The sequence below is a fragment of the Shewanella maritima genome, from assembly GCF_004295345.1.
In the GTDB taxonomy this organism is placed as follows: domain Bacteria; phylum Pseudomonadota; class Gammaproteobacteria; order Enterobacterales; family Shewanellaceae; genus Shewanella; species Shewanella maritima.
In genome coordinates, this window is the sequence record NZ_CP036200.1 from 201,773 (window position 1) to 227,130 (window position 25,358).

The following is a 25,358-nucleotide window of genomic DNA, read 5'->3' on the forward strand; positions in this document are numbered from 1 at the left end:
ACAAATGACAGCCAGAATCAAATCCTTAACCAACTGGTTTCATAACAGTAAAGGGAAATTCAGCCAAACCAATCTTGAGTTAATCCGCCCTTGTAAGTTAAAGCCAATTGCAAGCGTATCTTTGGCGCTTGCATTAATGCTTTCATTTAACTTACCCACAATGGTTAACGCGCAGCCACAAACTTCTCAATCACAGCTGACAGTTGAACCAGAGTTTTGGTGGGCTGACATGCAGCACAATCAACTGCAGCTGCTGGTTTACGGCGAAGACATCCGAGAACATTCCGTCAACCTTACTAAGGCTAACGGCGTTAAACTCACGTCAGTGGTTCAATCAGATAGCGATAATCACCTGTTTATCAATCTCGACCTTGCTAATGCTGAGCCGCAAACCATCACCCTAACCTTGGAAGATAAATCTGGAAGCAGCCAATCATTCAGCTATCAAATTAAACAACGCGAAGCTAACTCTGCTCAGCGCCAAGGCTTTAGCAACAAAGATGTGATTTACCTGATCACGCCAGACCGATTCGTTAATGGTAATCCAAATAATGATGTCAGCCCTGATATGCTTGAGGGACTCGATAGGAACTTTGATGGCGGCCGTCATGGCGGCGACATTGAAGGCATTCGTAAAGCACTGCCGTATTTGCATGAGTTAGGCGTCACTCAGCTGTGGATCAATCCACTGCTGGAGAACAATCAGGCTAAATACTCTTACCATGGTTACTCAACCACAAATTTCTACAAAATTGATCCACGTTTTGGCTCAAACGAAGAATATAAAGCCCTAGTTGAACAAGCCAAAGGCTATGGAATTGGCATTATTAAAGATGTGATTGTTAATCACATGGGCAGCGGTCATCGTTGGATGCAGGACTTCCCGACGTCAACATGGATAAACCATCAGCAAACCTGGCAACAAAATCCTGATTTAGTCCCTTATACCAGCCATCATCGAACTGCGGTGCAAGACCCTTACGCGGTTAAAGCCGATTTAGATGATTTTGAAAAAGGCTGGTTTGTACCAACCATGCCAGATATGAATCAGAACGATCCACTAATGGCAACCTACCTTATCCAAAATAGCATCTGGTGGGTTGAGTATGCTGGGCTTAGCGGTATACGCGAAGATACCTACTCCTACGCCGACAAAGCATTTTTAACTCGCTGGTCAAAAGCCTTAATGACTGAGTACCCAAACTTCAATATCGTTGGTGAAGAATGGACTAAAAACCCAATCACGGTTAGCTATTGGCAAGCGGGCAAACAAAATGCAGATGGCTATGTGTCATACACACCAAGCATGATGGACTTCCCTGTATACGAGCAACTGATTGAAGCCATCAACGCCAAAGAAGATTGGGGCAGCGGTTTAATCACCTTATATGAGGCGTTAGCTAACGATGTCGTCTACGCCGATCCGACAAAGCTGGTGTTGTTTGAGGGTAACCATGACACCAACCGCTTGTACAGCTTAGTGAATGAAGATATCGACTTGTATGAAGCAGCCCTCACCTATGTGCTAACAAGTAACCGCATTCCGCAGATTTTCTATGGCACCGAAGTATTAATGACCAGCCCTATCGAGGGCCGTCATGATGGCGCTGTGCGCGGCGACTTTCCTGGCGGCTGGCAAGGTGATGCCGTAGATGCATTTAGCGGCCAAGGCCTAAGCAAAGCACAAAATCGGGCATTAAGTTTCAACCGTAAGCTACTCAACTACCGCAAGAACTCTCTGGCGATACAACAAGGCAGTCTCAAGCATTTTGCCCCAGAAAACGGTACTTACGTGCAGCTGCGTCAACACCAGGATGAAACCCTAATGGTCATTTACAGCAAAAATGCTGATGCCACAGCGTTGGACTTAGCACGTTTTGCCGCTCACATAGGTAATTATCAGCGCGCAATAAACATCATTAGTGATGACAAGTTCAAACTTGGCGACACACTAGAAGTATCCAAAGGTGTCACCTTGCTTAGGCTTAAATAACAAGTGCTTAAATAACAAGCGTTGAAAAAGCCGAACTTTATACAGATAGCAGGGCTTGGTGCTTAAACCAGTAACCCTGCTATCAAAATAACAATAAAACATTACGTATTAGGGCAGCCCTAGTAAACCAATCAACGAGACATTTATGAAGATGAGTAAAGTTAAGCAACCCAATTCATGGCTAAAACCAGTCGCCATTGCCATAGCCGCGCTAGCTGGCAGCGGCACTCTTGCTGCATGTAATACGACAAAAGCTTTGCAAAAGGACACTGCCGCACAAAACATCCAGCAAAACGCAAATAGCCAAAGCGATGTAAACCTGGCAGCTCCTATGCCTCACAAAGCCGTGGTTTACCAGGTATTTACTCGCCTTTATGGCAACACCAATACCACTAACAAACCTTGGGGTACCATAGATGAAAATGGTGTAGGCAAATTCAGTGATTTTACTCAAGCAGCGCTGCAAGATATTAAATCACTTGGCGTGACGCATATTTGGTACACCGGCGTGCCCCATCATGCGGTGATAAACGACTATAGCCAATATGGAATAAGCCAAGATGACCCAGATGTGGTCAAAGGGCGCGCAGGCTCACCTTACGCTGTAAAAGACTACTACAGTGTTAACCCAGATTTAGCCAATGACCCAGCTAAGCGCCTTGAAGAATTCGAATCCCTTATTACCCGTACCCACAACAACGGCATGAAGGTACTAATTGATATCGTGCCCAACCATGTTGCTAGAGACTATCAATCACTTGCCAAACCAGAAGGCGTAGTAGACTTTGGCGAGAATGACGACACCTCAGTGACTTACGCTAAAAACAACAATTTTTATTACATCCAAGGTGGGAGCTTTACTGTGCCAGCGAGCCAAAATGGTTATCAACCACTTGGCGGCGACGCACACCCATTAAGCGACGGTAAATTTGCAGAAAACCCGGCTAAGTGGACAGGTAACGGCTCACGTCTTGCCCAACCTGACGCTAATGATTGGTACGAGACCGTCAAAATTAACTATGGCGTTAAACCAGACGGCAGCCATGACTTCCCTGCACTGCCAAAAGGGTTCGAGAAAAAGGGCGCCGCCGCCCACTATGCATTTTGGTCACAGCAAGATAGCAGCGCTATCCCAGATTCTTGGGTTAAATTCAAGCAAATCACTCAATACTGGCTTGCCAAAGGCGTAGATGGTTTCCGCTTCGATATGGCAGAAATGGTGCCAGTAGAGTTTTGGAGCTATTTAAATAGCAACATTAAACATACCAACCCAAACGCTTTCTTGTTAGCAGAGGTCTATAACCCGACCCTTTACCGAGATTATATTCATTTAGGCAAAATGGATTATCTCTACGACAAAGTTGATCTGTATGACACCCTGAAAGACATCATGCATGACAAAAAGTCGACGGCAGCGATCGCCAGCGTGCAACACAAGGTGTTAGATATTGAAGAGCACATGCTGCACTTTTTAGAAAACCACGATGAACAACGTATTGCCAGTCCTGACTTTGGCGGCAAAGCAGAAAATGCGCTACCAGCAATGGTGGTTTCAACACTACTTAGCCGAGCACCAACCCTACTCTACTTTGGTCAAGATGTAGGTGAAGCCGGTGCTGAGAACGCGGGCTTTGGTCAACCGACTCGCACCAGCATCTTTGACTATATTGGCGTGCCTGCACATCAACGTTGGATGAACAACGGCAAGTTCGACGGTGGTCAGTCTACCGAGAGCGAAAAAGCGCTACGCAGTTACTATCAAACACTGATGAATCTTAGCCATAGTGCCAGTGCACTTAAAGGTGACTATGTTGAGCTTGATAGCCTGCAACGTCAGTTAGCGACCAAAGGCTATAACGACAAAACCTTCACCTTTGCCCGCTTTGATGAGCAGCAGCAACTCATTGTTGCTAGTAACTTCTCAACCACAAAGGGCGCAAACTTCACCATTAGTGTACCCAATACCCTTGTTCAACAATGGAAGTTAAATCAGCAAGGTGATATTGCAATGGTCGATTTACTTAGCAACAAACAAATCACCCATTTAACAATTGATGATGCAGGCAAAGGCGCAATCACGGTTTCACTAAAGCCATTAGAGTCATTGGTGTTGGAGCTACAGAGATAGTGATAGCAAGTTAAAACAAAAAAACGATAACAAGCAGAACAAGGAATTCATCGCAATGAACCAAAACTTAACGCGCTCATCCGTGGCTAAAGCTTGCTCAGTAGCTTTTGTACTCAGTGCATTGGCTGCAGGTACGCTTTCATCAGCGGCATTAGCAAAAACCGTGTCTGTTAACTCTCCAGATAAGCGCATTAGTATTGCGCTATCTGATGATGACAACCAATTGAGATATTCAGTTAAGTTTGATGGTAATAACGTCATCAACGACAGCCGCTTAGGTCTAGTGTTTAAACAAATTGGCGAGATGGGTGCAAACTATAAAATCACTACCAGCGAGGTTACAGCCAATAGCTCTCAATGGGAGCAACCTTGGGGTGAGCGCCAGTTTGTAACCGACAATCATCAAAAACTCAGCGTTGAACTGTCTAACGGTGAGCTTAACTTCAGCCTAGAGTTTAAAGCCTTTGACGACGGCATTGGTTTTCGCTACCTAGTGCCGACCCAAACTGGGCTGAATGGGTTTAAACAACTTGATATCACCAAGGAAATGACTGAGTTCGTCATTCCCGATCCGCACAATGCCACCGCGTGGTGGATCCCTGGACGTGGTTGGAACCGTTACGAGTACCTATATAACACCACACCTGTATCAAAGGTGGATCGCGCCCATACACCTTTCACCACTAAGCTCTCATCTGGCACTCACATTAGTATCCACGAAGCTGCGCTCACCGATTACGCTGCTATGGTGCTGGATCAACGCCGCGACGGTACACTACGCGCTGACTTAACACCTTGGTCTGACGGTATTTTAGTAAAAACCCAGCCGGGCTTTACAACCCCGTGGCGCACAATTCAAATCAGTGATGATGCAACAGGCCTATTAAACTCAGATTTAATCCTAAACCTGAATGAACCAAACAAGCTTGGCGATGTATCCTGGGTGGAGCCTGGCAAGTACATAGGTATTTGGTGGGGCATGCACATTAACGAAAACACCTGGGGAAGCGGACCAAAACATGGCGCAACCACCAGTGAAACCAAACGTTATATGGACTTTGCCGCTAAATATGGTTTTGACGGAGTCCTAGTTGAAGGCTGGAATATCGGTTGGGACGGAAGTTGGTTCCATAACGGCGATGTGTTTAGCTTTACCAAGTCCTATGACGACTTTGATATCGAGGCCGTATCTAAACATGGCCTAGCCAAAGGCGTGCGTTTAATTGGCCACCACGAAACATCTGGCTCGGTTACCAACTACCGTAGCCAAATGGCAGATGCTTATGATCTGTACCAGAAAAATGGTGTTACCCAAATCAAAACCGGTTATGTCGCCGATGGCGGAGACATTAAACGCATTGATGAGAACGGTATCGCTCGTCTTGAATGGCATGACAGCCAATTTATGGTGAATGAATATCTACACAGCATCAAAGAAGCAGCCAAACGCGGCATTAGCATTAATACCCATGAGCCAATTAAGGCAACGGGCCTGCGCCGCACCTACCCTAACTGGATCTCTCGCGAAGGTGCGCGCGGTCAAGAGTTTAATGCTTGGGGCACGCCACCAAATAACCCAGAGCACACGGTAATTTTGCCATACACTCGCCTACTTGGCGGTCCAATGGACTTTACTCCAGGTATCTTTAACTTAGCACCACAGGGCCTTGATGCCGTGAATCGTGTGCAAACCACCTTAACCAAACAGCTTGCCCTATACGTAGTGCTATATAGCCCAATCCAAATGGCTGCTGATTTGCCTCGCAACTATGTTGAACGTATGGATGCTTTCCAGTTTATCCAAGATGTACCAACCGATTGGAGCGAGAGTAAAGCATTAGCAGGTGAAGTGGGTGACTATTTGGTATTTGCCCGTAAAGCGCGTGAAAATCAAGATTGGTATGTAGGTGCGATTACCGATGAAGCCGCACGTGAAGTTGATGTAAAGCTAGACTTTCTTGAGGCCAATAAACGCTATGAAGCACAAATCTATCGTGATGGTGAAAAGGCGAACTGGTTAGACAATCCATATGATTACGTGATTGAAACTAAAACCGTTACTGCTAAAGATGCGTTAACGCTTAAGCTCGCACCTAGTGGTGGCACGGCGATTCGCTTCAAAGCGCTAAATTGATAAAACTGTACTAACAGCCCTAAACAGATAGCACTGTAATTTATAAGGCATCGACGCCTCGATGATTGAGTTAATCATCGAGGCGTCTTTTTATTATCTAAATGATATGTGTTGAAGCGAAGTCTCTGTAATCTATATACGTTTCATATATTTAACTACATGAGAGCTAATTATTGACCTTCCACTAAGGGATGCGAACTTTGACAATGCAAAACGCCGTAAAATCGTCCCCTATGATTACGTTAGGGCTCTGCTTTAGCAACCCTGCTAAACAAGCTTGCTTTCTCAAAGCGCATTTCCCTAACGCTAGCCTGCCATAAACTTTTCCGATCTAATTCAACACTAAGAACAAACTCATCTGGCTCACACTTTTTTCACAAAAACACTGCATATTGATTTCAAAACCAGGCAAGAGTTGCTTTCTAATTATCGATATCGGCATTATCACATTAAGCAATAAAACTAATTATTTACAATACCTTACAAGAGAATCAGCACACCACCAATGTAAACAACTATCGATATCTAGGTTACTGAAATTTTATGAATACGTATGTATTCAGTTGTGCAAAAATGCACGCTAACGATAGTATGAAACCTGCTAATTTCACTCTCTGCTTGTGGAGATGAAAAGGGCTAGGTCGTTTCTGACACGCGTGTGTCAGTTTTGGAGTACCTTCATTTTCTTTGTAGTTTGTTAGACTCATCGCTTCGGCGCCAAGTAAAGCAAATTAACAAAGTAACTAGGTCTTTGGCGAATACCCGTCTTAGGGAGATGTGTATTCGCCATTTTTTTATCTGCAGTTTAACCTAGAAAGCTCGTGCTAGTGCACCTACGACAGCAAGCATAAATAACATAAAAAATACCAGGGAATGCCATGTCTGCTAATCAATCAAATACAATAACTCAAGGATCTAGCAATACACAGCCAACGGCGATTCAACCGCAATTAAGCTTTTGGCAAATATTCAACATGTGTTTTGGTTTTCTCGGGATCCAATTTGGCTTTGCACTGCAAAACGCTAACGTCAGCCGCATTTTCCAAACCCTTGGTGCAGACATAGACGAAATCCCTATTCTTTGGATTGCAGCACCGCTTACGGGTTTAATCGTACAGCCCATCATTGGCTATATGAGTGACAACACTTGGAATAGCCTAGGTCGCCGTCGCCCCTACTTTTTAATCGGTGCGATTTGTACCACGTTATCACTGTTCATCATGCCGCACTCTCCGACCTTGTGGATCGCTGCTGGTATGCTGTGGATCATGGACGCTTCAATTAACATCGCCATGGAGCCGTTTCGCGCATTTGTAGGTGACAATCTACCAAAAAATCAGCGTACCCAAGGCTATGCAATGCAAAGCTTCTTTATTGGCATCGGCGCTGTTATCGCATCATCACTTCCATACATTCTGACTAACTATTTTGACGTAGCAAATACCGCGCCTGCAGGTGAAATTGCAGACTCAGTCACTTACTCTTTTTATTTTGGTGCAGTCGTGCTGTTCCTAGCCGTTGGATGGACCATTATCTCATCAAAAGAATACTCGCCGGAGGAGCTCGAAGCTTTTAATGGCAAAGCACACGAAAACGTTAATGGTCACAACACACAAAAGCGCAGTGCAAAGCAATATCAAACCGGTGCTATGATCTGGATGGCCATTGGCGCAATTTTTACCGCCGCTATTTTCACCCAAGGGCTAGAGCAAGAGCTATATATCCTGAGTATCGGTATTTTCGCATTTGGTCCGCTGCAGCTTTTCTGCTCGCTGAAGCTTAAAAAAGACACTAACGCAGACAATCATGGTTTGGCTTTTAATGTGGTTAACGACTTATTCCACATGCCTAAGGCTATGAGGCAGCTTGCTGTAGTGCAGTTCTTCGCCTGGTTTGCGCTGTTCGCGATGTGGATTTACACCACAGCTGCAGTAACGTCATTTCACTACGGCAGTACTGATGTACTTAGCAAAGCTTATAATGATGGCGCAGATTGGGTAGGTATTTTATTCGCGTCATACAATGGTTTTGCTGCGGTTGCCGCGGTAATTATTCCATTTCTAGCTAAAGCTGTTGGTATTAAGTTTACCCATACCATCAACATGTTCCTGGGCGGTTTCGGTCTTATCAGCTTCTACTTTATTACCGACCCAAGTCTGCTTTGGCTGCCGATGATTGGCGTTGGTTTTGCGTGGGCTTCAATCTTATCAGTGCCTTACGCCATGTTATCGGGTGTACTACCACCAAACAAAATGGGCGTGTACATGGGTATCTTCAACTTCTTTATTGTTATCCCACAGCTACTCGCCGCAAGTGTACTTGGTCTGCTGTTAAAACTGTTTTTCCAGGGACAACCCATTTATGCAGTCGTCATGGGCGGCGTATTCATGCTCATGTCGGGAATTGCTGTGCACTTTGTTCAACAATCACCAGAGCAAGAGCAGGTTTAACCTACTTAAAGCACACTTATAAAAAACAACAAAATCAATTATCAATACAATTGGGGAAGCACATGGTTTCAAACACTAAACTTAAGCCGCTAGCTGCCGGTATTTCGATTGCACTGCTGGGTTTAAGCTTAACTGCATGTACTAAAGATGAAGCAGTTACTTCAGCTGAAGCGCAAAGTGTTCAAGCGGCAGCAAGTTCAAGCGTCGCACCGGGCGCGCCAGGTATCGACCCTACGTGGGCATTTTCTGGAAAAACCGGCATTGGTACTTCTTACGAACCTTATGTGAACGGTCAGTATCAATCACAAGCTGACAACCCTGTCAGTAAAGTTTGGTTTAGTGTTGCTCAAGGTATTTTAACCGAAACCATGTACGGGCTTATCCACAACGCACAGCTAAAAGAAATGCAGTTTGTGATTGCGGGTAATGGCTTTGTTGATACCGAAAAAGACGACACCATCTCTAGCATTGAATACTTGCATCAAGATGAGCAAGGCCGCCCTCTTTCACTTGCTTATAAAATCGTTAACAAGGATAAAGATGGCAAGTACCAAATTGAAAAGCACATATTTACCGATCCCAATCGCGACAGCTTAATGATGAAAGTGGTATTTACCGCATTTGAAGATGGTATTACCCCTTACTTATATGCTAATCCGCATGTCGATAATAGTGGCGCCAATGATATCGCGTTTGTAGAAGGCAACACGTTAGTTGCTCATACAGACAAAGCCGACTCATCTTATATGACCATCACATCTGATGTGAAATTTGCCAAGGCATCTGCAGGTTTTGTTGGCACTTCAGATGGTGTAAGCGAAATCAAATCAAGCGGCGAGCTAAAATCAGTCTATCAAACCACCAGCGACAAGAATGCTGGCGGCAATGTCGCACTAACGGCGCAATATCCAGCGGTAAACAAAGATAAGCCATTGGTGATGAACCTCACCATAGGTTTTGGTGACAATAAACAAAACAGCCTTAGCAATGCAACAGCCACCTTAAACGATGGTTATGATGCAGTATTAAGTGCTTATTTGGGCGATGACAAGCACCTTGGCTGGAAAGACTATCTTGCAAGTCTGAGCCCGTTAGAGCGCATGGCGGCGACCACCACCGATGGTGGTAAGTTGCTTAACGCTAGTGCACTTGTGCTAAAAGCCCAAGAAGATAAAACCCATGGTGGCGCCTTGATTGCATCACTTTCTAACCCATGGGGCGATGCCGTTTCAGCCAAAGTTGGCAGCACCGGTTATAAAGCCGTATGGCCACGTGATTTTTACCAATGTGCAATGGCATTTTTAGCCATGGGCGATACCGAAACCCCACGTGTTGCTTTTGAATACCTTGAAAAAGTACAAGTAAGCGCAAATACCCCAGGCTTTGAAGGGGCACCAGGTTGGTTCTTACAAAAAACCCATGTTGATGGCCAAATTGAGTGGGTTGGTGTGCAGCTTGACCAAACCGCTATGCCACTGATGCTAGGTTGGAAACTCTGGCAGGCAGGAGTATTCACTGACGCGGAAATTAGCGATTGGTATAACAAGATGCTTAAACCTGCGGCTAATTTCTTGGTTAAAGGCGGAAAAGTAAAATTAGACTGGAACGATACACAAATCACGCCACCAGCAACACAACAAGAGCGCTGGGAAGAGCAAGCGGGCTACTCACCTTCTACCATAGCGGCGATTATTTCAGGGCTGGTAGCGGCTGATGACCTAGCCAAACTTGCAGGCGATAGCAATCAAGACTACTTGAAAGTTGCCGAGGCACTGGTTGCTAAACTTGAGCAAACCACGATTACCACCAATGGCAGCCTAAACAGCAAAATCGATGGTAAGCCATATTACCTACGGATCAGCCCAAATGGTCAGCCAAATACAGATCAAAAACTGCTTGATAACAATGGTAAGCCAGGTCTCGACCAACGCACTATTTTGGACGGTGGTTTCCTTGAGCTAGTTCGCTACGGTGTGAAGAGTCCAACCGATGAAGTTGTGCAAAACAGTGTGACCTTGATTGACGACATGACCTTAGAGCACAATTTGCGTGTGCGTTATGAGTTCACCGCGAAAGACGGCAGTCAAGTTCCAGGCTTCCGCCGTTATGGTAACGATGGTTACGGTGAAGACGTCAATACAGGTTTAGGTTACGCTGAAAATGGCAATACACCTGAGCAGCGCGGTCGTGTTTGGCCGTTCTTTACAGGTGAGCGTGGTCACTACGAGCTTGCATTAGCTAAAGCGACCAACACCCTTAATGCTGAAACTAAATCAGACTTAATCAATACCTATGTTCAGGGCATGGAAACCTTTGCCAATAGTGGCTTAATGCTGCCAGAGCAAGCCTGGGATGGCGTAGGTAACCCAACTCGCTATCAGTATAAGCTAGGTGATGGCACTAACTCAGCGACCCCACTTGCTTGGACTCACGCAGAATACGTGAAACTAGTGCGCTCAATGGCTGATGAGCAAGTATGGGATCACTACCCTATCGTGTCAGATGCTTTAATAAAGTAATATATAGACACTAATGTTTAAACAAAATCCCATACTCTGACCAGTGTGGGATTTTTTTATATATATCATATTGTTAAATCGAGCTTAAACTGCTAATAATAGTCACCACTCAATTTGGTGTTTAAGTTTAAGGAAAACAACACAATGGAATGGTATCTAAAGGTTCTCAAAAACTATTTTGTTTTTAGTGGTCGCGCACGTCGTAAAGAATACTGGATGTTTACCCTAATCAACATTATCGTCAGCATTGTACTTACAATGTTAGATATGGGAGTCGGTACATACAATGAATTAACTGGTTATGGTGTATTTAGCGGTATTTATACATTGCTGGTACTTATTCCAAGTATTGCCGTTGCCGTGCGAAGATTACACGATACCGGACACTCTGGCTGGTGGTTACTGCTTATTTTAATCCCATTACTAGGTGCATTAATCTTGTTAGTGGTTATGTGCTTCAATTCAAAAGAAGATAACGAGTACGGACCAAATCCAAAGGCTGTTAACGTTGATCAGGTTGCTGCCTAATCTATAACTAACAACTGCAATAAACTAAAAAGGGTATCCATACTAGATACCCTTTTTTGTTTCCCCGCGCGGCTGAATAAAGTCTACTTACAGTAAATACTGCCAAAACACCCCATAGGTACTAAAGTCATTCCCTACTCGGGTAATGAAGCCTGTACTAGCGTTAAATTTAAGGCTATTACGTTTATCAATTGCATAAGAATAAGTTACTCCGAGACGAGAATTACGCTCTTCATCATTGCTATCAGCACCATCTTGAGTCGTATCCGCACCAAAAAAATAATTGCCGCTTACCGACAACCAATCTCCACTATCTAATGTATAGATAATGTGAATCTGAGCACTATATTGCGGCGCTTTTTCTAGAAAAACATCATTATAGAAATTGTCATTATCGCTATAAAAACGCACTGTCGCGTTTAAACCATATTGCCACTTTTCTTGCGTGTAAGATAATCCTAACCCAGGCCTAAAAACCCATTGATTAGTACCGGTATTTAACAATTTATCACTGTCATAACTGCCCCAAGGCGCTTCAACTTGCAAGCTAGTTCCAATGACCAAACCCGCTTTATAGCTTGACCACTGTTGCAATGACAAAGCTGGTGCACCATAAAAGTTCCAAGAGAGTTTAAACGCAGGATCGCCGAAGCCACATTGTTCACCTTCTACGAATTCGCCTTGGAAAGTTGCACTACCTTCGATACAAGCGCGCGTGGTACCAACATCAAACTTTGCCGATTGACCAAACAAGGCAAAGGTACGTGCATACCCCACCGCGGCGGCCTTTGCAGTTAGCTGGGCATCTTTTACGGTCACACCTGGTGCCGGAGACAATCCGCCATGGGAATAGACGAGTCCTGCTGCTACAAATTCAAGATCAATTGGCACGTTGGTGTAACTGCGGGGTTCGAGATCTTGTGCACGACAATTGCCGCTTATCAACAGCGATGCTATTAACACGATGCTAGAGACATGCGGTCTTACAAGCGTAAGCTGACAAGTCACAGGAAAGGATAAAGCGGATGAAAGGTTAAGAGTTTGTTTACCCATATTAAATTGCAATTCCCTGCAAAGTTAAATCTACGAGTTAGCAGCAAGCTTTTCGTCAGCAGGCTGGGGCTTATTAGTCACACTAAACTCGCCTGCTTTAGAAATACACAGCCTTTAAATGAGAAATTAGTCAGCTGAAACTACAGTTTCAGCTCGGCAAGACTGCCTCACGACAATACTAGTTGGAATTAATTGCGGCTCGACCTCTTGTCCTCGAATCGCTTTAAGCAGACTCTCAACAATTTTCTCGCCTGCGAGCTTCGTATTTTGCTTAACCGTGGTTAGCGCAGGTGATGCATAACTAGCTACAGGAATATCGTCATAGCCGATTACACCCACATCTTCAGGAACGCGGATCCCCCGCTCTGAAAGCGCTAGCATAGCACCAATAGCAATCAAATCACTTGCCGCAAAAATAGCATCAAAATTCTCGCCGCTATCAAGCAATGCATTGGCGGCCTGATAACCTGAGTCCTCAGTACTGATGGCGTCAAACTGCTTGTTAGCATCCGCAGTTAAGCCACCTTTACGTAACTCGTCGCTGTGACCTAAATAACGGTCTCTGAACTCTGGGCTATGGCTCGAGCTGTCGCCTAAAAAAGCAATGTCTTTATACCCACACTCCAGCAGATGAGCAGTTGCAATGACGCCACCTTGATAGTTGTCGCAACCGACTGATAACACCGAGTCGTCACTGCCCTGTGCTCCCCAAATAACAAAATGGGTATTTTGTTCAGCTAGACGTTCTAGCTTGTGGGCGTAGTCAACATAATCACCATAGCCAAGCAAAATAATGCCATCCGCTTTATTACTGTCTTCGTAATCTGCATGCCAATCGCTTGAAAGTTGCTGAAATGAAACCAATAAATCATACCCTTGCTGCGCCGTGGCTCTCGTTATCGAACCGAGCATCGACAAGAAAAAAGGATTAATCATAGAGTCATCATTGGTTGGGTCTTCACAGATTAACAGCGCGAGAGTGTGACTATTTTGGGTACGTAAATTACTGGCGTTCTTATCGACCTTGTAATTTAATTCCTTGGCGATTGCTTGAATTTTTAGCCTAGTTGCTTCGTTTACCAAAGGGCTATTGCGCAATGCGCGCGACACGGTAGACTGGGACACCCCAGCGCGATAGGCAATGTCAATTGATGTTGCTTTTGCAGCCATAGCGCGTTCAACCTTTTTATTGTTGTTATGTTTGCGGTTATAAGCCTAATTCATCCAGCAAGTCACCGGCATCGTCATCAGTACTCTTTACCGCAGGCTTGTTCGAAGACGTTGTGACACGTGTTTGAATACTGTGAGCCTCAAGTAGAGAATCCGGGTCAAACTCTTCGTCCATTTCAAAATCGACCGAACGTATAAATTCGGTTTTATCCATGGCAAATTCTAAATAGAAAGTATGGTTGTTTTCAGTTTTGAATGACACTCGGCGCACCACTGCATCATCAAGATTAGTATCTACTGAAATCGTTAATTCTTTATTAATTGTCAGCATTTTTGGCTGACTTTGGCTGATTGAGGTCTGTAACTCTTTAGAAATTTTATTGATGAAATCACCAAGGATTTGATTCATCAACTCACCCATCACATTGCTAACATCATCTGACGTGTGAGTAAAAGCCAGCTCAGATTCTGGCATACCCATGTTAACCATGTACTTACGATAGATTTCAATCGCAGCAGCTGCCGAGAAATTGATGACAACCAACCCAGAAAAGCCACCATCAAAAATAGAGAAACAACCAAGGTCTGGTTTTAGTCGCGTACGGGAAATACTTTGCACCATGCCAGCGTGACTAATTTGGCTGCCGCTGGTGCTCGAAAGCACGTGTGACACTGAATGGCACAGCTTTAAAAGAATATCATCATTGGTTACAACACTTGCTGGGTTTACCATTTGAACACCTCTTATTATTAACTCTGCCATCTTGCGGGTAATTTCACAAAAAATCAAAATAAAAACAAGTCATTAGCATGATTATTAACCAAACAATACCCGATAACTTATAAATCATTGATTAAGCGGCAAATTAGCCAGATTTCAACTTCGATTAACAAATACATTATTTTTACATCTTAGCTCACAGAACGTAGATTTGTCGCTCACTGGGGGACAAGGAAAAATTTATAATCTTCTACTTTGTTAAAGCCTATAAATGTCATTTAAGGTCTAACTTGTCTTTAAGCCAAGTGTAAGCAATTCAAATTGACTGTTTTGAGCGAGTACAAATTCCCCTAACAAAGCCGGTAAATGCCTAAAATCACACCAGTTACCGCCATGTCATCGCAAACACTGTATTCAAGCCAGCTTTTTTCTATAAGCTGGCGATGTTTTACGTTATATTGTTTGCCAACAATAGAGTGAGTCGTAAATTGATGTACCAAAAGTCTGTCACTATTAATGCCCGTCATGGCATGCACACCCGTCCTGCTGCCTTGCTTGTAAAAGAAGCTAAACGTTTTGACTGTGATGTCATGGTTGAATGCAACGGAAAAAAAGCAAGCGCAAAGAGTTTATTTAAACTGCAAACCTTAGGGCTCCACCATGGCGTGACGGTATCTGTCAGTGCCAGTGGTGACCAAGCTGAGCAAGCTGTTGATTGCGTTGCTAACCTACTCAGTACACTTAGCTAGCTTTCACATGTTAAGCATCAATAAATAGAAAAGAGATAGGAACGAATATGTCGGTAAATGGGATTGTTGTTTCATCAGGTATTGCGTTTGGCCAAGCACTTACCATCCGATCCAATACCCACCCATTAGACCTATCACTCATCTCAACCTCCAAGATTGAAGCTGAAAAAGACAAACTACTTCGTGGCGTCAATAACCTTATTTCATACCTGTTGCAGTGCCAACAGCGCTTGAGCGAACAGTGCGATCATTTTCAGCTTATTGATGCCGATATTGCACTGTTAGAAGATAGCGAACTCCACCAAACCTTGTATCAACATATTGGCCAGTATCGCGTTTCAGCCAGCGTTGCTGTCGATCGAATTTTTCGCCAGCAAGCGTTTGAGATAAGTCAAATTGATGATCCGTACCTTGCGAGTCGTGGCGATGATATCTTGTGCTTAGCTAAACGTTTAAATTCCGCGCTAAATGGCCACCTGCAATGGGACTTATCAACATTAGAGCAAGACACCATTTTACTTGCCGATGACCTAACCCCAGCTGAATTTGCCATTTTACCTTTAGCGCATATCAAAGGTATTGTGCTTGAATCTGGTGGCTTAACTAGTCACACCGCAATTTTAGCCAGAAGCGCCGGCATTCCCACGTTATTAAGTTGCCCATTTGCAGAGCATCAGACCATTTCCGATGGCACTGAAGTTATTGTCGATGCGCTGCAAGGTGAACTGCACTTTGCGCCGTCCGATACCCTTCGAGAACAACTAAAAGCGCAAGCAGAGGCTGAAAGACAAAAACGTGAGGCGCTGGCAAAGTACAAAGATCTTAGTGCGCAAACCCAGGATGGCCATCATGTGAGCCTAGTAGCTAACGTGGGTGAGCTAAACGATATTAGTCATCTTGCCGACGTGGGGCTCAAGGTGTGGGGTTGTTTCGAACGGAATTTATCTTAATGCACTCTAAGGCGATGCCAAGCGAGCAACAACAGTACCAGCTGTACTGTGAAGCGTTACATAGCCTTGGCGATTTACCTTTAACCATCAGAACCTTTGATATTGGCGCCGATAAAGAAATCCCTTGGTTAAACTTGCCAAAAGAGGATAACCCTGCGCTAGGACTGCGCGGCATTCGCTATAGTCTTGCCCGGCCAAAAGTATTTATTACCCAGATTAAAGCCATACTTAGAGCCAGCGTCCACGGCACAGTTAGGCTGATGTTCCCCATGGTGAGTCAGGTTGAAGAACTCACTCCACTGCTCGACCTGGTCGATCAAGCCAAACAAGAATTAACCCAGGATGGTAAAACATACGATAGAGTCGATATTGGTTTAGTCGTTGAAACGCCTGCTGCAGTGCTCAATCTTGCGAGCATGTTGCCGTTGATTGATTTTGTCAGTATTGGCAGCAATGACTTAACCCAATACACCTTGGCTGCAGATCGCACTAACCCGCAATTAGCCAAAGATTATCCACCACTATCACCAGCTGTATTACGATTAATCGCCATGACAATTAGCCAATGTAAAAACGCTAGCACTAAAGTTAGTTTATGTGGTGAGATAGGCAGCAGCCCTGAATTGCTGCCATTGTTAGTTGGCTTAGGGTTAGATGAATTGAGTATCAACCCAGCGAGCGTATTGGCAGTTAAAGCACGCCTGATAGAGGGTAATTATCAAGAATTTGTAAAACATGCGCAGGTAGTGACGCAATTAAGCCAAATTGAGCAAATTTCACAAACAATAAAGGCATACAATTCAGATGCTTTCGCGTTACACTAACCTAAGGTGTTGCCAGCGTGATTACAGTAAGTAAAGTATGCTAGAAGCTACTAGTTGCGCTAGCTAAACAAACATATAAGTAAATAGAATAATAAAATTCGAGGCCTAGTTAACATGGGATTTTTAAGTCGAATTCGACGCCTAATTTCAGGGCAACAGCCCGTCTCTGGTCAAATAGATATTTTGGCGCCAGTATCCGGCGAGATAGTAAAAATAGAAAAAGTACCAGATGCCGTATTCTCAGAAAAAATCGTTGGTGATGGTATTGCTATCGACCCCAAGGGTAAGCAAATACTGGCACCCATTGACGGCACGATAGGCAAAATCTTTGAGACAAACCATGCATTCAGCATTGAGTCTCCACAAGGGTTAGAGTTATTCATCCACTTTGGTATTGGCACAGTTGAGCTTGGTGGCAAAGGTTTTTCACGCTTGGCTGAAGAAGGTCAACAAGTTAAAGCTGGCGACCCGATATTAGAATTTGATATGCAGCAGCTTGAAGGTCAAGTAGATAGCCTGCTGACACCGGTTGTACTAGCCAATATGGAAGATGTCGATCAGCTCGATAAAAAACAAGGCAGCGTAACTGCAGGTAAAGACGTTATCTTTACTGTGCAAATGTAATATCCCCTTGTCTGTTTAGCCGTTTTATTATTAATCTAACGGCTACCTACACTGCGCTTGAGCTTATCACATAACATGATCATCAAAGCCTGCGCAAATACCAACCCTCATTTTCAAATTAATTCAAAAGCATAGTTAAAGAACACGGAGTTCAGTTTTGATTTTATACGGCATTAAAAATTGCGACACAGTAAAGAAAGCACGTAAATGGCTTGAACAGAATGAGCATGCATTTGAGTTTCATGATTTTCGTCAAGACGGCTTGACTGAGCAGCAAGTAGAAAACTGGGCCAAGCTGATAGGCTGGGAAACACTGTTCAACAAGCGTAGCACCAGCTACCGCGCCTTAGCTGATGACGTTAAAGCAAGCCTTAATGAAGCAAGCGCGATTAAATTAATGACTGAGCAACCAACGCTCATTAAGCGCCCAGTGCTCGAGCGTGACAATCAAATCATCAACGGCTTTAAAGCTGACAGTTATCAAGCGTGGTTAAACCAATGAAGCAAGATTCAGCCGTACTCGCGTTAGCGAAAGACCTGATCTCCCGAGAGTCAATCACGCCTTTAGATGAGGGTTGTCAGGAACTAATGGCCGAGCGTCTTAAAGCACTTGGCTTTGAAATTGAGTCTATGGTGTTTGAAGACACCACCAACATGTGGGCACGTAAAGGCAAAGGCGACCCAGTATTTTGTTTTGCTGGCCACACAGATGTTGTACCAACAGGTGATATCAATCGCTGGCATACGCCGCCGTTTACGCCAACGGTAATTGATGACTACCTACACGGTCGCGGCGCAGCAGACATGAAAGGCTCATTAGCTGCAATGGTGATTGCTACTGAACGTTTTATTGAAAAGAATCCAGACCATCAAGGCTCTATCGCTTTTTTGATCACCAGTGATGAAGAAGGCCCATTCATTAACGGCACCACAAGGGTAATTGATACCCTCGAAGCGCGTAATGAAAAAATTACCTGGGCACTGGTTGGTGAGCCATCATCAACCCATAAGTTAGGCGATGTGGTTAAAAATGGCCGCCGCGGCTCACTCACCGGTAATTTGGTAGTCAAAGGTGTTCAAGGCCATGTTGCCTACCCTCACCTTGCTGATAACCCAGTACATAAAGCTGCGCCAGCGCTTGCTGAGCTCGCGCAAATGCACTGGGATCATGGAAATGAGTTCTTTCCGCCAACAAGCTTTCAAATTGCCAACATCAATGGCGGTACGGGCGCATCAAATGTGATCCCGGGCGATCTAAAGGTAATGTTTAACTTCCGTTACTCAACTGAGGTCACCGCTGAAGAGTTAATCAAACGGGTACTTAATATCCTTGATGCTCATGGCCTTGATTACGACATCGACTGGATATTTAACGGCTTACCTTTCTTAACCGGTGAAGGTCCATTACTTGACGCAACCAAAGAAGCTATTTTGGAAGTCACAGGTTATGAAACAGATCCGCAAACCTCTGGCGGCACTTCAGATGGTCGCTTTATCGCACCAACAGGCGCACAAGTAATTGAGTTAGGCCCGGTAAACGCTACCATCCATAAGGTTAACGAGTGCGTTAAAGTCGCCGATTTAGATGTGCTAGCACTTTGCTATGAACGTATTCTGGAAAAACTGCTTTGCAAATAAACCAGTTACCCACCACATCGTTAACTCAGCTGCAGCAAGATAGCCTAAGCTACCTTGCTAACGCACCTGAGCTGCTATATGGCTTGAGCTCAAAGCACTTAACTCAAATTGGTAATAAACTCGTTGAGCATCATACTGCAGCGGCTTTTAATCAGCTACAACGCGCTGGCGCTAAACATGGCCTTGATATTCAGATATGCTCTGCATTTCGTGACTTTGAGCGCCAAAGCCTGATTTGGAATAATAAAGCACTTGGCAAACGTCCTGTGCTTGATAGCCAGTCAAAACCACTCGATATTTCAAAGCTCACTCATGAGCAGTTACTCAAGGCTATCTTATTATGGTCAGCATTCCCCGGCAGTTCTCGCCATCACTGGGGAACGGATATAGATGTGTTCGATGCTGCAAGCATTGATGTTAACGATCTGCAATTAGTCAGTGAAGAGTATCAGGCGAATGGCCCATGTTATGAGCTGTATCAATGGTTACGAGTCAATGCAGCAAGATTTGGCTTTTACTTCCCGTTTCAACATGGCAAAAGTGGCGTTAGCGCCGAGCCTTGGCATTTAAGCTTTTACCCTGTCGCCAAACACTTCCTTGATGCATTTAGCACAGATGCTCTGGCTCAAGTTCTTGATAAAAGCGAAGTCGAATTATCAGATGAGCTGGTAAATGATTTACCCAACCTAGTCAGCCGCTATGTACGTTATGTCGCGCCGCTTCCTACTAGTCTGCGATGAAGTGAAAATCCACGATAACCTAAAAATGAGTAGAGACACCTCAAAATTCGCAATTAGAACAATGTCAGTGTTCATTTCAATTCTAAATAGATAAATTCACGATACAAATGTAATACCTGTTAATGAATTTAATCTGCAATTAATTTAAGATAGCTCAGCGAAAACAAAGATACGACCAGCCGATTAGAAATCACTGGTATAATCTGGCAAAACAATCGATTAGTCGCAACTCTCTGTTTCACTCACAGTGCAGTTTGGGCTCGCTTTAACGAATTCGCTAACTTTGCGACTTCACTAGCTTGGCGACTTCAATAGCAAAGAGCCATGTCGAGATATAACTTAGCCACTGCAGGCTTAATAACAATAATCAGGTGCCTATGAAAATCCTTAAACCTCTGTTTGATAACAACCGCCGCTGGGCAGATCGTATCAATCAAGAAGACCCAACTTTCTTTGAACAGCTCGCCAAGCAACAAACACCTGAATACTTATGGATTGGTTGTGCTGATAGCCGTGTACCATCAAATCAAATTATTGATTTGATGCCTGGTGAAGTATTTGTTCACCGTAATATCGCTAATATGGTCATCCATACCGATCTTAACTGTCTGTCTGTTCTGCAATACGCTGTTGATGTGCTAAAAGTGAAACACGTCATGGTAGTAGGACACTATGGCTGTGGCGGTGTAAAAGCGTCGATGACTGACGATCGTTATGGTTTAATCGACAACTGGTTGGGTCACCTAAAAGACATCTACCGCTTCCACAAAGATGAGTTAGAAAAACTTGATGAAGACGCACGCTTTAATCGCATGTGTGAGCTCAACGTGATTGAGCAAGTGGCTAACGTGACCTCAACAAGCATTATTCAAGAAGCCTGGGCACGTGGTCAGGAAATTTCAGTTCATGGCTGGATTTATGGTATCGACAACGGCCTACTTAACGACCTTGATGTTACCGTTGACCGTCAGATTGCCCTAAACGACAAATAAGGCTGTTGATGTTTAACGCAAGTTGAACAAATATCACGCAATCATTAACTAAAGACCTGCGAAAGCCGCAGGTCTTTGTGTTTTTGATGAATTATTTTTCAATATCATTCGCCCTCTGCCTATGAAGCTAGTTATAATCGATGGGTTTACTAAACGCAGATGCGTAAGAATTTTTAGGAGATAATTTCCATGCCAGGTTTTGAACTATTTGGTCCAGAAGAAAAGCAAGAAGTTGCTGATGTGATGGAGAACGGCTTTACTTTTCGTTATAACTTCGACCATATGCGTAACGATCGCTGGAAAACCCGCGAAATGGAACAGCTGCTTTGCGAGAAAATGAACGCCAAGCACGCGCACCTAGTATCAAGTGGTACTGCAGCACTACAAACTGCCCTAGCCTCAGCGGGCATCGGCGCTGGTGATGAAGTTATTGTACCGCCATTTACTTTCGTTGCTTCAGTAGAAGCGGTCTTCATGGCAGGCGCTATCCCAGTGTTTGCTGAAATAGACGAAACCTTATGTTTATCTCCAGAAGGTATTGAAGCGGCAATTACTCCGCGCACTAAAGCGGTTAACCTAGTTCATATGTGTGGCTCTATGGCCAAGATGGACGAGATTGTCGCGATTTGTAAAAAGCACAACTTAGTGCTTCTTGAAGATGCTTGCCAAGCAATTGGTGGCTCATACAAGGGTCAAGCTCTAGGCACGATCGGTGCAGTTGGTTGCTACTCTTTCGACTCAGTTAAAACCATCACCTGTGGTGAAGGCGGAGCGGTTATCACCAACTCGACTGAAATTTACGACCATGCCCACATGTTCTCAGATCACGGTCACGACCACGTAGGTAACGATCGCGGCGCAGAGGGCCACCCGAACATGGGTCTTAACTTCCGTATTTCAGAAATGAACTCAGCAATGGGTTTAGCTCAGCTACGTAAGCTAGACAAAATCATCGACATCCAGCGCACTAACAAAAAAGCAATCAAAGATGCGATGGCGGATATCAGCGAAGTGACTTTCCGTGAAATCCCTTGTGAAGACGGTGATTCAGCGGGTTTCCTATCTTTCATGTTGCCAACAGAAGAGCGCACCATTGAAATCAACAAGAAGCTTGCTGAAAACGGCGTTGACGGTTGTTTCTACTGGTACGTAAATAACTGGCATTACTTGAAAAACTGGAAGCACATCCAGGAGCTAAAATCGCCAGCTGCGCTACCTATCACATTAATTGAAGATCGCCCTGACTATACTAAGGTTCAAACGCCTAAGTCAGACGCTATCATGAGCCGCACGATTTCTATGCTGATCAAGCTATCTTGGACAGAAGAAGAAATCGCGCAGCGCATTGAAAACATTAAGAAAGCGTTTGCTTAATTAAACCCGGTTACCAATAATCGCACCATGCTCGCTTGGTGCGATTATCTATATGTAGATGTCTCAACGGAGAGTCTTGTAATGAGCTTTAAAAATTTTAAATGCGTACCAAAAATGATCTTTGGCCGTGGTTCATTCGCACAGCTTGATGATGTGTTAAGCGAAGAACGTAAAACTGCTGATGACTTTGTGGTATTCCTAGTTGATGACGTACACCAAGACAAACCTCTTGGTGGCCGCGTACCAGCAAAAGATCACGACTTACTGATTTACGTTAACGTAGATGATGAGCCAACCACTAAGCAGGTTGATGACTTAACCGCGCAAGTACAAGCATTCAACAGCAAAGCACCAGTTAGCGTTGTGGGTCTTGGTGGCGGTTCAACGCTGGATTTAGCGAAAGCAGTTTCACTGATGCTAACCAACGAAGGCGGCAGCGCTGAGTATCAAGGTTGGGACTTAATTAAGAACCCTGCTATTCACCATATTGGTATCCCGACCGTTTCAGGCACAGGTGCTGAAGCATCACGTACTGCTGTACTTTGCGGCCCAGTGCGCAAGCTTGGTCTTAACTCAGACTACACTGTATTTGATCAAATCATCATGGACTCTGAGCTAATTGATGGCGTGCCAACGGATCAATGGTTCTACACAGGTATGGACTGCTACATTCACTGTGTTGAGTCACTAGAAGGTACTTACCTGAACGAGTTCGCTAAAGCATTTGCTGAGAAATCGATGGATCTTTGCCGCGAAGTATTCCTAGATGATCATCCAGAAAAAGATGACAAGCTAATGATGGCTTCTTACATGGGCGGCATGAGCATCGCTTACAGCCAAGTTGGTGCCTGTCATGCAGTTTCATACGGTCTAGGTTATGTACTAGGTTACCATCACGGTATCGGTAACTGCTTAGCATTTGACGTACTTGAAGAGTTCTACCCAGAAGGCGTTAAAGAGTTCCGTCAAATGATGGATAAGCACAACATCAAGCTACCTAAGAACATCTGTAAAGACTTACCAGATGAAACTATCGCTAAGATGGTAGCCGTAACAAAGAGCATGGGCCCACTTTGGGAAAATGTTTACGGTGAAGGTTACCAAGAGAAAGTTACCGACGAAATGCTGACTAAGCTATTCCGTCGTATATAATAGCCATACGCTATTAACATAAGGGCTCGTATGAGCCCTTTTATTTACTGCTTTTTGCACAATTGAAAGGTCAATAATGAAAGTTACCCTGCTTATTCCCGCGCGATACGGCTCAAGCCGCTTCCCAGGAAAACCTTTAGCGCCAATTAACGGCAAGCCAATGATCCAACACGTTTATGAGCGTGCATCATTAGCCAAAGGTTTAGATAATATCTATGTAGCGACTGACGATGACAGAATTAAACAAGCAGTAGAAGCTTTTGGCGGTCAAGTGGTCATGACCAATCCTGAAGCCGCATCTGGTACAGACCGTATTAATGATGCTATCGATCAACTTGGCCTTGCTGACGATGATTTAGTGATCAACTTACAAGGTGACCAACCACTTATCGACCCAATTTCAATCGAGCAAATAATCACCTTATTTGAGCGCCATCCAGGCGAGTTCGAAATGGCAACCTTAGGGTTTGAAATTGTCGATAAGCAAGAACGTGACGACCCACTGCACGTTAAAATGGTATTCGACAACGACTTTTACGCACTGTATTTCTCGCGCTCGTGCATTCCATTTGGCCGCGATACCGATGACTACCCTGTCTACAAACACTTAGGGGTTTATGCCTATACTCGTCGCTTTGTAAATACGTTTGCTAAGTTGCCGCTAGGCCGCTTAGAAGATCTTGAAAAGCTGGAGCAATTACGAGCACTTGAGCATGGTCATAAAATTAAAGTTGCGATCAGTGCCTTTGATTCACCAGAGGTGGATACGCCTGAAGATATTCGCAAGTGTGAGCTGCGTTTAGCCGTAGACTGATCTTTGGTAGTACGCTCATAGTTAGCATTTTTATAGAGGCATTATGGAATTAGAAGGCTTAGAAGTTTGGCTAATCATTATTCTGGTAGTTGGCATAATCGCTAGCAACCTTGCAGTGCTTAAATATAGCGCCAAGTTCAAGATGCCCCAGTTCGGTGAACCAAAGGCCGGTGAACCAAAAGCCGGTGAACCTAAAACTGGAGATCCAAAAGCAGGCGACTCAAAAGAAGGCAAACATTCTGATAACTCAGACGATGGGCAGCTTAGCCAAGTTATCCTTGATGCTTTAGCCGAATCTGAGACCAAGAAGAAAGACACTAAATCAAGTACAACTGATGACACAGACATAGTGACGAGTGAGCAAGCGGATAGCAACAATAAGAGTTAATACTGTTAAGGCTATTCATTCATAATCAGTAGCCCTTTATTCATACTGCGCACAACTCATTTAAACGCCACTGACTCATGGTTAGTGGCGTTTCTGTTTGCAAATTACATCTAAAATTTGTTCGCATGTAGCTATAAATCCCCTCACACCTTTGAGTTTCAACCCATGTTATTGAATGCAAACTAACGCACGTGCTGCTTTTATCTGCAATCGCGCAAAAACATATTCCAAAACAGTGCGGTTGTAATAGAATGGCAGCCCAATGTCGCTGCTATTGAGCTAGATAAAGCTCTTAACTAAGACGCAGCCCATAGTTAAGTAGAAGATTGTAACCAAGATATAGCTTTCAAATAAGTGAAGCTAGAATCCTAGAACACTGATTTCAGCCACTCTAGGGGTTATCTATGACACAATGAC

At 44.2% G+C, this 25,358-nt stretch carries 18 protein-coding genes and 2 pseudogenes; 17 read left to right on the plus strand and 3 right to left on the minus strand.

Annotated elements, in window-relative coordinates:
• Positions 1-136: 136 nt before the first annotated feature.
• From EXU30_RS00975 to EXU30_RS01000, 6 genes are all read left to right on the plus strand, one after another.
• Positions 137-1,993: a glycoside hydrolase family 13 protein gene (locus EXU30_RS00975; protein ID WP_130603151.1), complete on the plus strand. Its 1,857-nt coding sequence runs from the start codon at positions 137-139 to the stop codon at positions 1,991-1,993.
• 145 nt (positions 1,994-2,138) lie between these two features.
• Positions 2,139-4,121, plus strand: coding sequence for an alpha-amylase family protein (locus tag EXU30_RS00980; RefSeq protein WP_423213352.1), 1,983 nt, complete (start codon positions 2,139-2,141; stop codon positions 4,119-4,121).
• Between the two features lie 55 nt (positions 4,122-4,176).
• Positions 4,177-6,255, plus strand: a complete 2,079-nt coding sequence (locus EXU30_RS00985) for a glycoside hydrolase family 97 protein (protein ID WP_130597404.1) — start codon at positions 4,177-4,179, stop codon at positions 6,253-6,255.
• Between the two features lie 878 nt (positions 6,256-7,133).
• On the plus strand, positions 7,134-8,705 hold the full coding sequence (locus EXU30_RS00990; RefSeq protein WP_130597405.1) for an MFS transporter: 1,572 nt from the start codon (positions 7,134-7,136) through the stop codon (positions 8,703-8,705).
• Between the two features lie 62 nt (positions 8,706-8,767).
• Positions 8,768-11,224 (plus strand): glucan 1,4-alpha-glucosidase, encoded by a 2,457-nt coding sequence (locus tag EXU30_RS00995; RefSeq protein WP_130597406.1) that lies wholly within the window; start codon positions 8,768-8,770, stop codon positions 11,222-11,224.
• A 216-nt stretch (positions 11,225-11,440) separates the two neighbouring features.
• Positions 11,441-11,752 carry a DUF805 domain-containing protein gene (locus EXU30_RS01000; protein WP_423213353.1) on the plus strand — a complete coding sequence of 104 codons (312 nt, stop codon included), beginning with the start codon at positions 11,441-11,443 and terminating at the stop codon, positions 11,750-11,752.
• A gap of 87 nt (positions 11,753-11,839) precedes the next feature.
• Here the strand turns inward: EXU30_RS01000 and EXU30_RS01005 are convergent, their stop codons facing one another.
• The 3 genes from EXU30_RS01005 to EXU30_RS01015 form a co-directional block, all read right to left on the minus strand.
• The gene (locus EXU30_RS01005; protein WP_130597408.1) at positions 11,840-12,805 is read right to left on the minus strand and encodes a transporter; all 966 of its coding nucleotides are present in this window, start codon (positions 12,803-12,805) and stop codon (positions 11,840-11,842) included.
• 126 nt (positions 12,806-12,931) lie between these two features.
• Entirely contained in the window at positions 12,932-13,975 is a 1,044-nt protein-coding gene (locus tag EXU30_RS01010; protein WP_130597409.1) for a LacI family DNA-binding transcriptional regulator, read from the minus strand.
• A 37-nt stretch (positions 13,976-14,012) separates the two neighbouring features.
• Positions 14,013-14,708, minus strand: coding sequence for a DUF3334 family protein (locus tag EXU30_RS01015; protein WP_130597410.1), 696 nt, complete (start codon positions 14,706-14,708; stop codon positions 14,013-14,015).
• Between the two features lie 479 nt (positions 14,709-15,187).
• Here EXU30_RS01015 and EXU30_RS01020 point away from each other — a divergent pair, with 479 nt between their 5' ends.
• The 11 genes and pseudogenes from EXU30_RS01020 to EXU30_RS01070 all read left to right on the plus strand — a co-directional run.
• Positions 15,188-15,445, plus strand: coding sequence for an HPr family phosphocarrier protein (locus EXU30_RS01020; RefSeq protein ID WP_130603155.1), 258 nt, complete (start codon positions 15,188-15,190; stop codon positions 15,443-15,445).
• Positions 15,446-15,492: 47 nt separating this feature from the next.
• Positions 15,493-17,219, plus strand: a pseudogene (gene ptsP / locus EXU30_RS20880) (phosphoenolpyruvate--protein phosphotransferase).
• Positions 17,220-17,333: 114 nt separating this feature from the next.
• A complete protein-coding gene (gene crr, locus EXU30_RS01030) occupies positions 17,334-17,843 on the plus strand; it encodes a PTS glucose transporter subunit IIA (protein ID WP_130597411.1) in 510 nt (169 codons plus the stop codon).
• Between the two features lie 157 nt (positions 17,844-18,000).
• Complete coding sequence (locus EXU30_RS01035; protein WP_130597412.1) at positions 18,001-18,345, plus strand: ArsC family reductase; 345 nt, start codon at positions 18,001-18,003, stop codon at positions 18,343-18,345.
• Complete coding sequence (dapE, locus tag EXU30_RS01040) at positions 18,342-19,481, plus strand: succinyl-diaminopimelate desuccinylase (protein WP_130597413.1); 1,140 nt, start codon at positions 18,342-18,344, stop codon at positions 19,479-19,481. The genes EXU30_RS01035 and dapE overlap by 4 nt, the downstream gene beginning before the upstream one ends.
• Positions 19,472-20,221: a M15 family metallopeptidase gene (locus EXU30_RS01045; protein WP_242620290.1), complete on the plus strand. Its 750-nt coding sequence runs from the start codon at positions 19,472-19,474 to the stop codon at positions 20,219-20,221. The genes dapE and EXU30_RS01045 overlap by 10 nt, the downstream gene beginning before the upstream one ends.
• A 377-nt stretch (positions 20,222-20,598) precedes the next feature.
• Complete coding sequence (can, locus tag EXU30_RS01050; protein ID WP_130597414.1) at positions 20,599-21,213, plus strand: carbonate dehydratase; 615 nt, start codon at positions 20,599-20,601, stop codon at positions 21,211-21,213.
• Between the two features lie 189 nt (positions 21,214-21,402).
• Complete coding sequence (gene kdnA / locus EXU30_RS01055; protein ID WP_130597415.1) at positions 21,403-22,587, plus strand: 8-amino-3,8-dideoxy-alpha-D-manno-octulosonate transaminase KdnA; 1,185 nt, start codon at positions 21,403-21,405, stop codon at positions 22,585-22,587.
• 81 nt (positions 22,588-22,668) lie between these two features.
• Complete coding sequence (gene kdnB / locus EXU30_RS01060; RefSeq protein WP_130597416.1) at positions 22,669-23,739, plus strand: 3-deoxy-alpha-D-manno-octulosonate 8-oxidase KdnB; 1,071 nt, start codon at positions 22,669-22,671, stop codon at positions 23,737-23,739.
• Between the two features lie 76 nt (positions 23,740-23,815).
• Positions 23,816-24,553: an 8-amino-3,8-dideoxy-manno-octulosonate cytidylyltransferase KdsB gene (kdsB, locus tag EXU30_RS01065; protein WP_130597417.1), complete on the plus strand. Its 738-nt coding sequence runs from the start codon at positions 23,816-23,818 to the stop codon at positions 24,551-24,553.
• A 43-nt stretch (positions 24,554-24,596) separates the two neighbouring features.
• Positions 24,597-24,713, plus strand: a pseudogene (locus EXU30_RS01070) (DUF2897 family protein); the annotation flags it as partial.
• Positions 24,714-25,358: the final 645 nt, after the last annotated feature.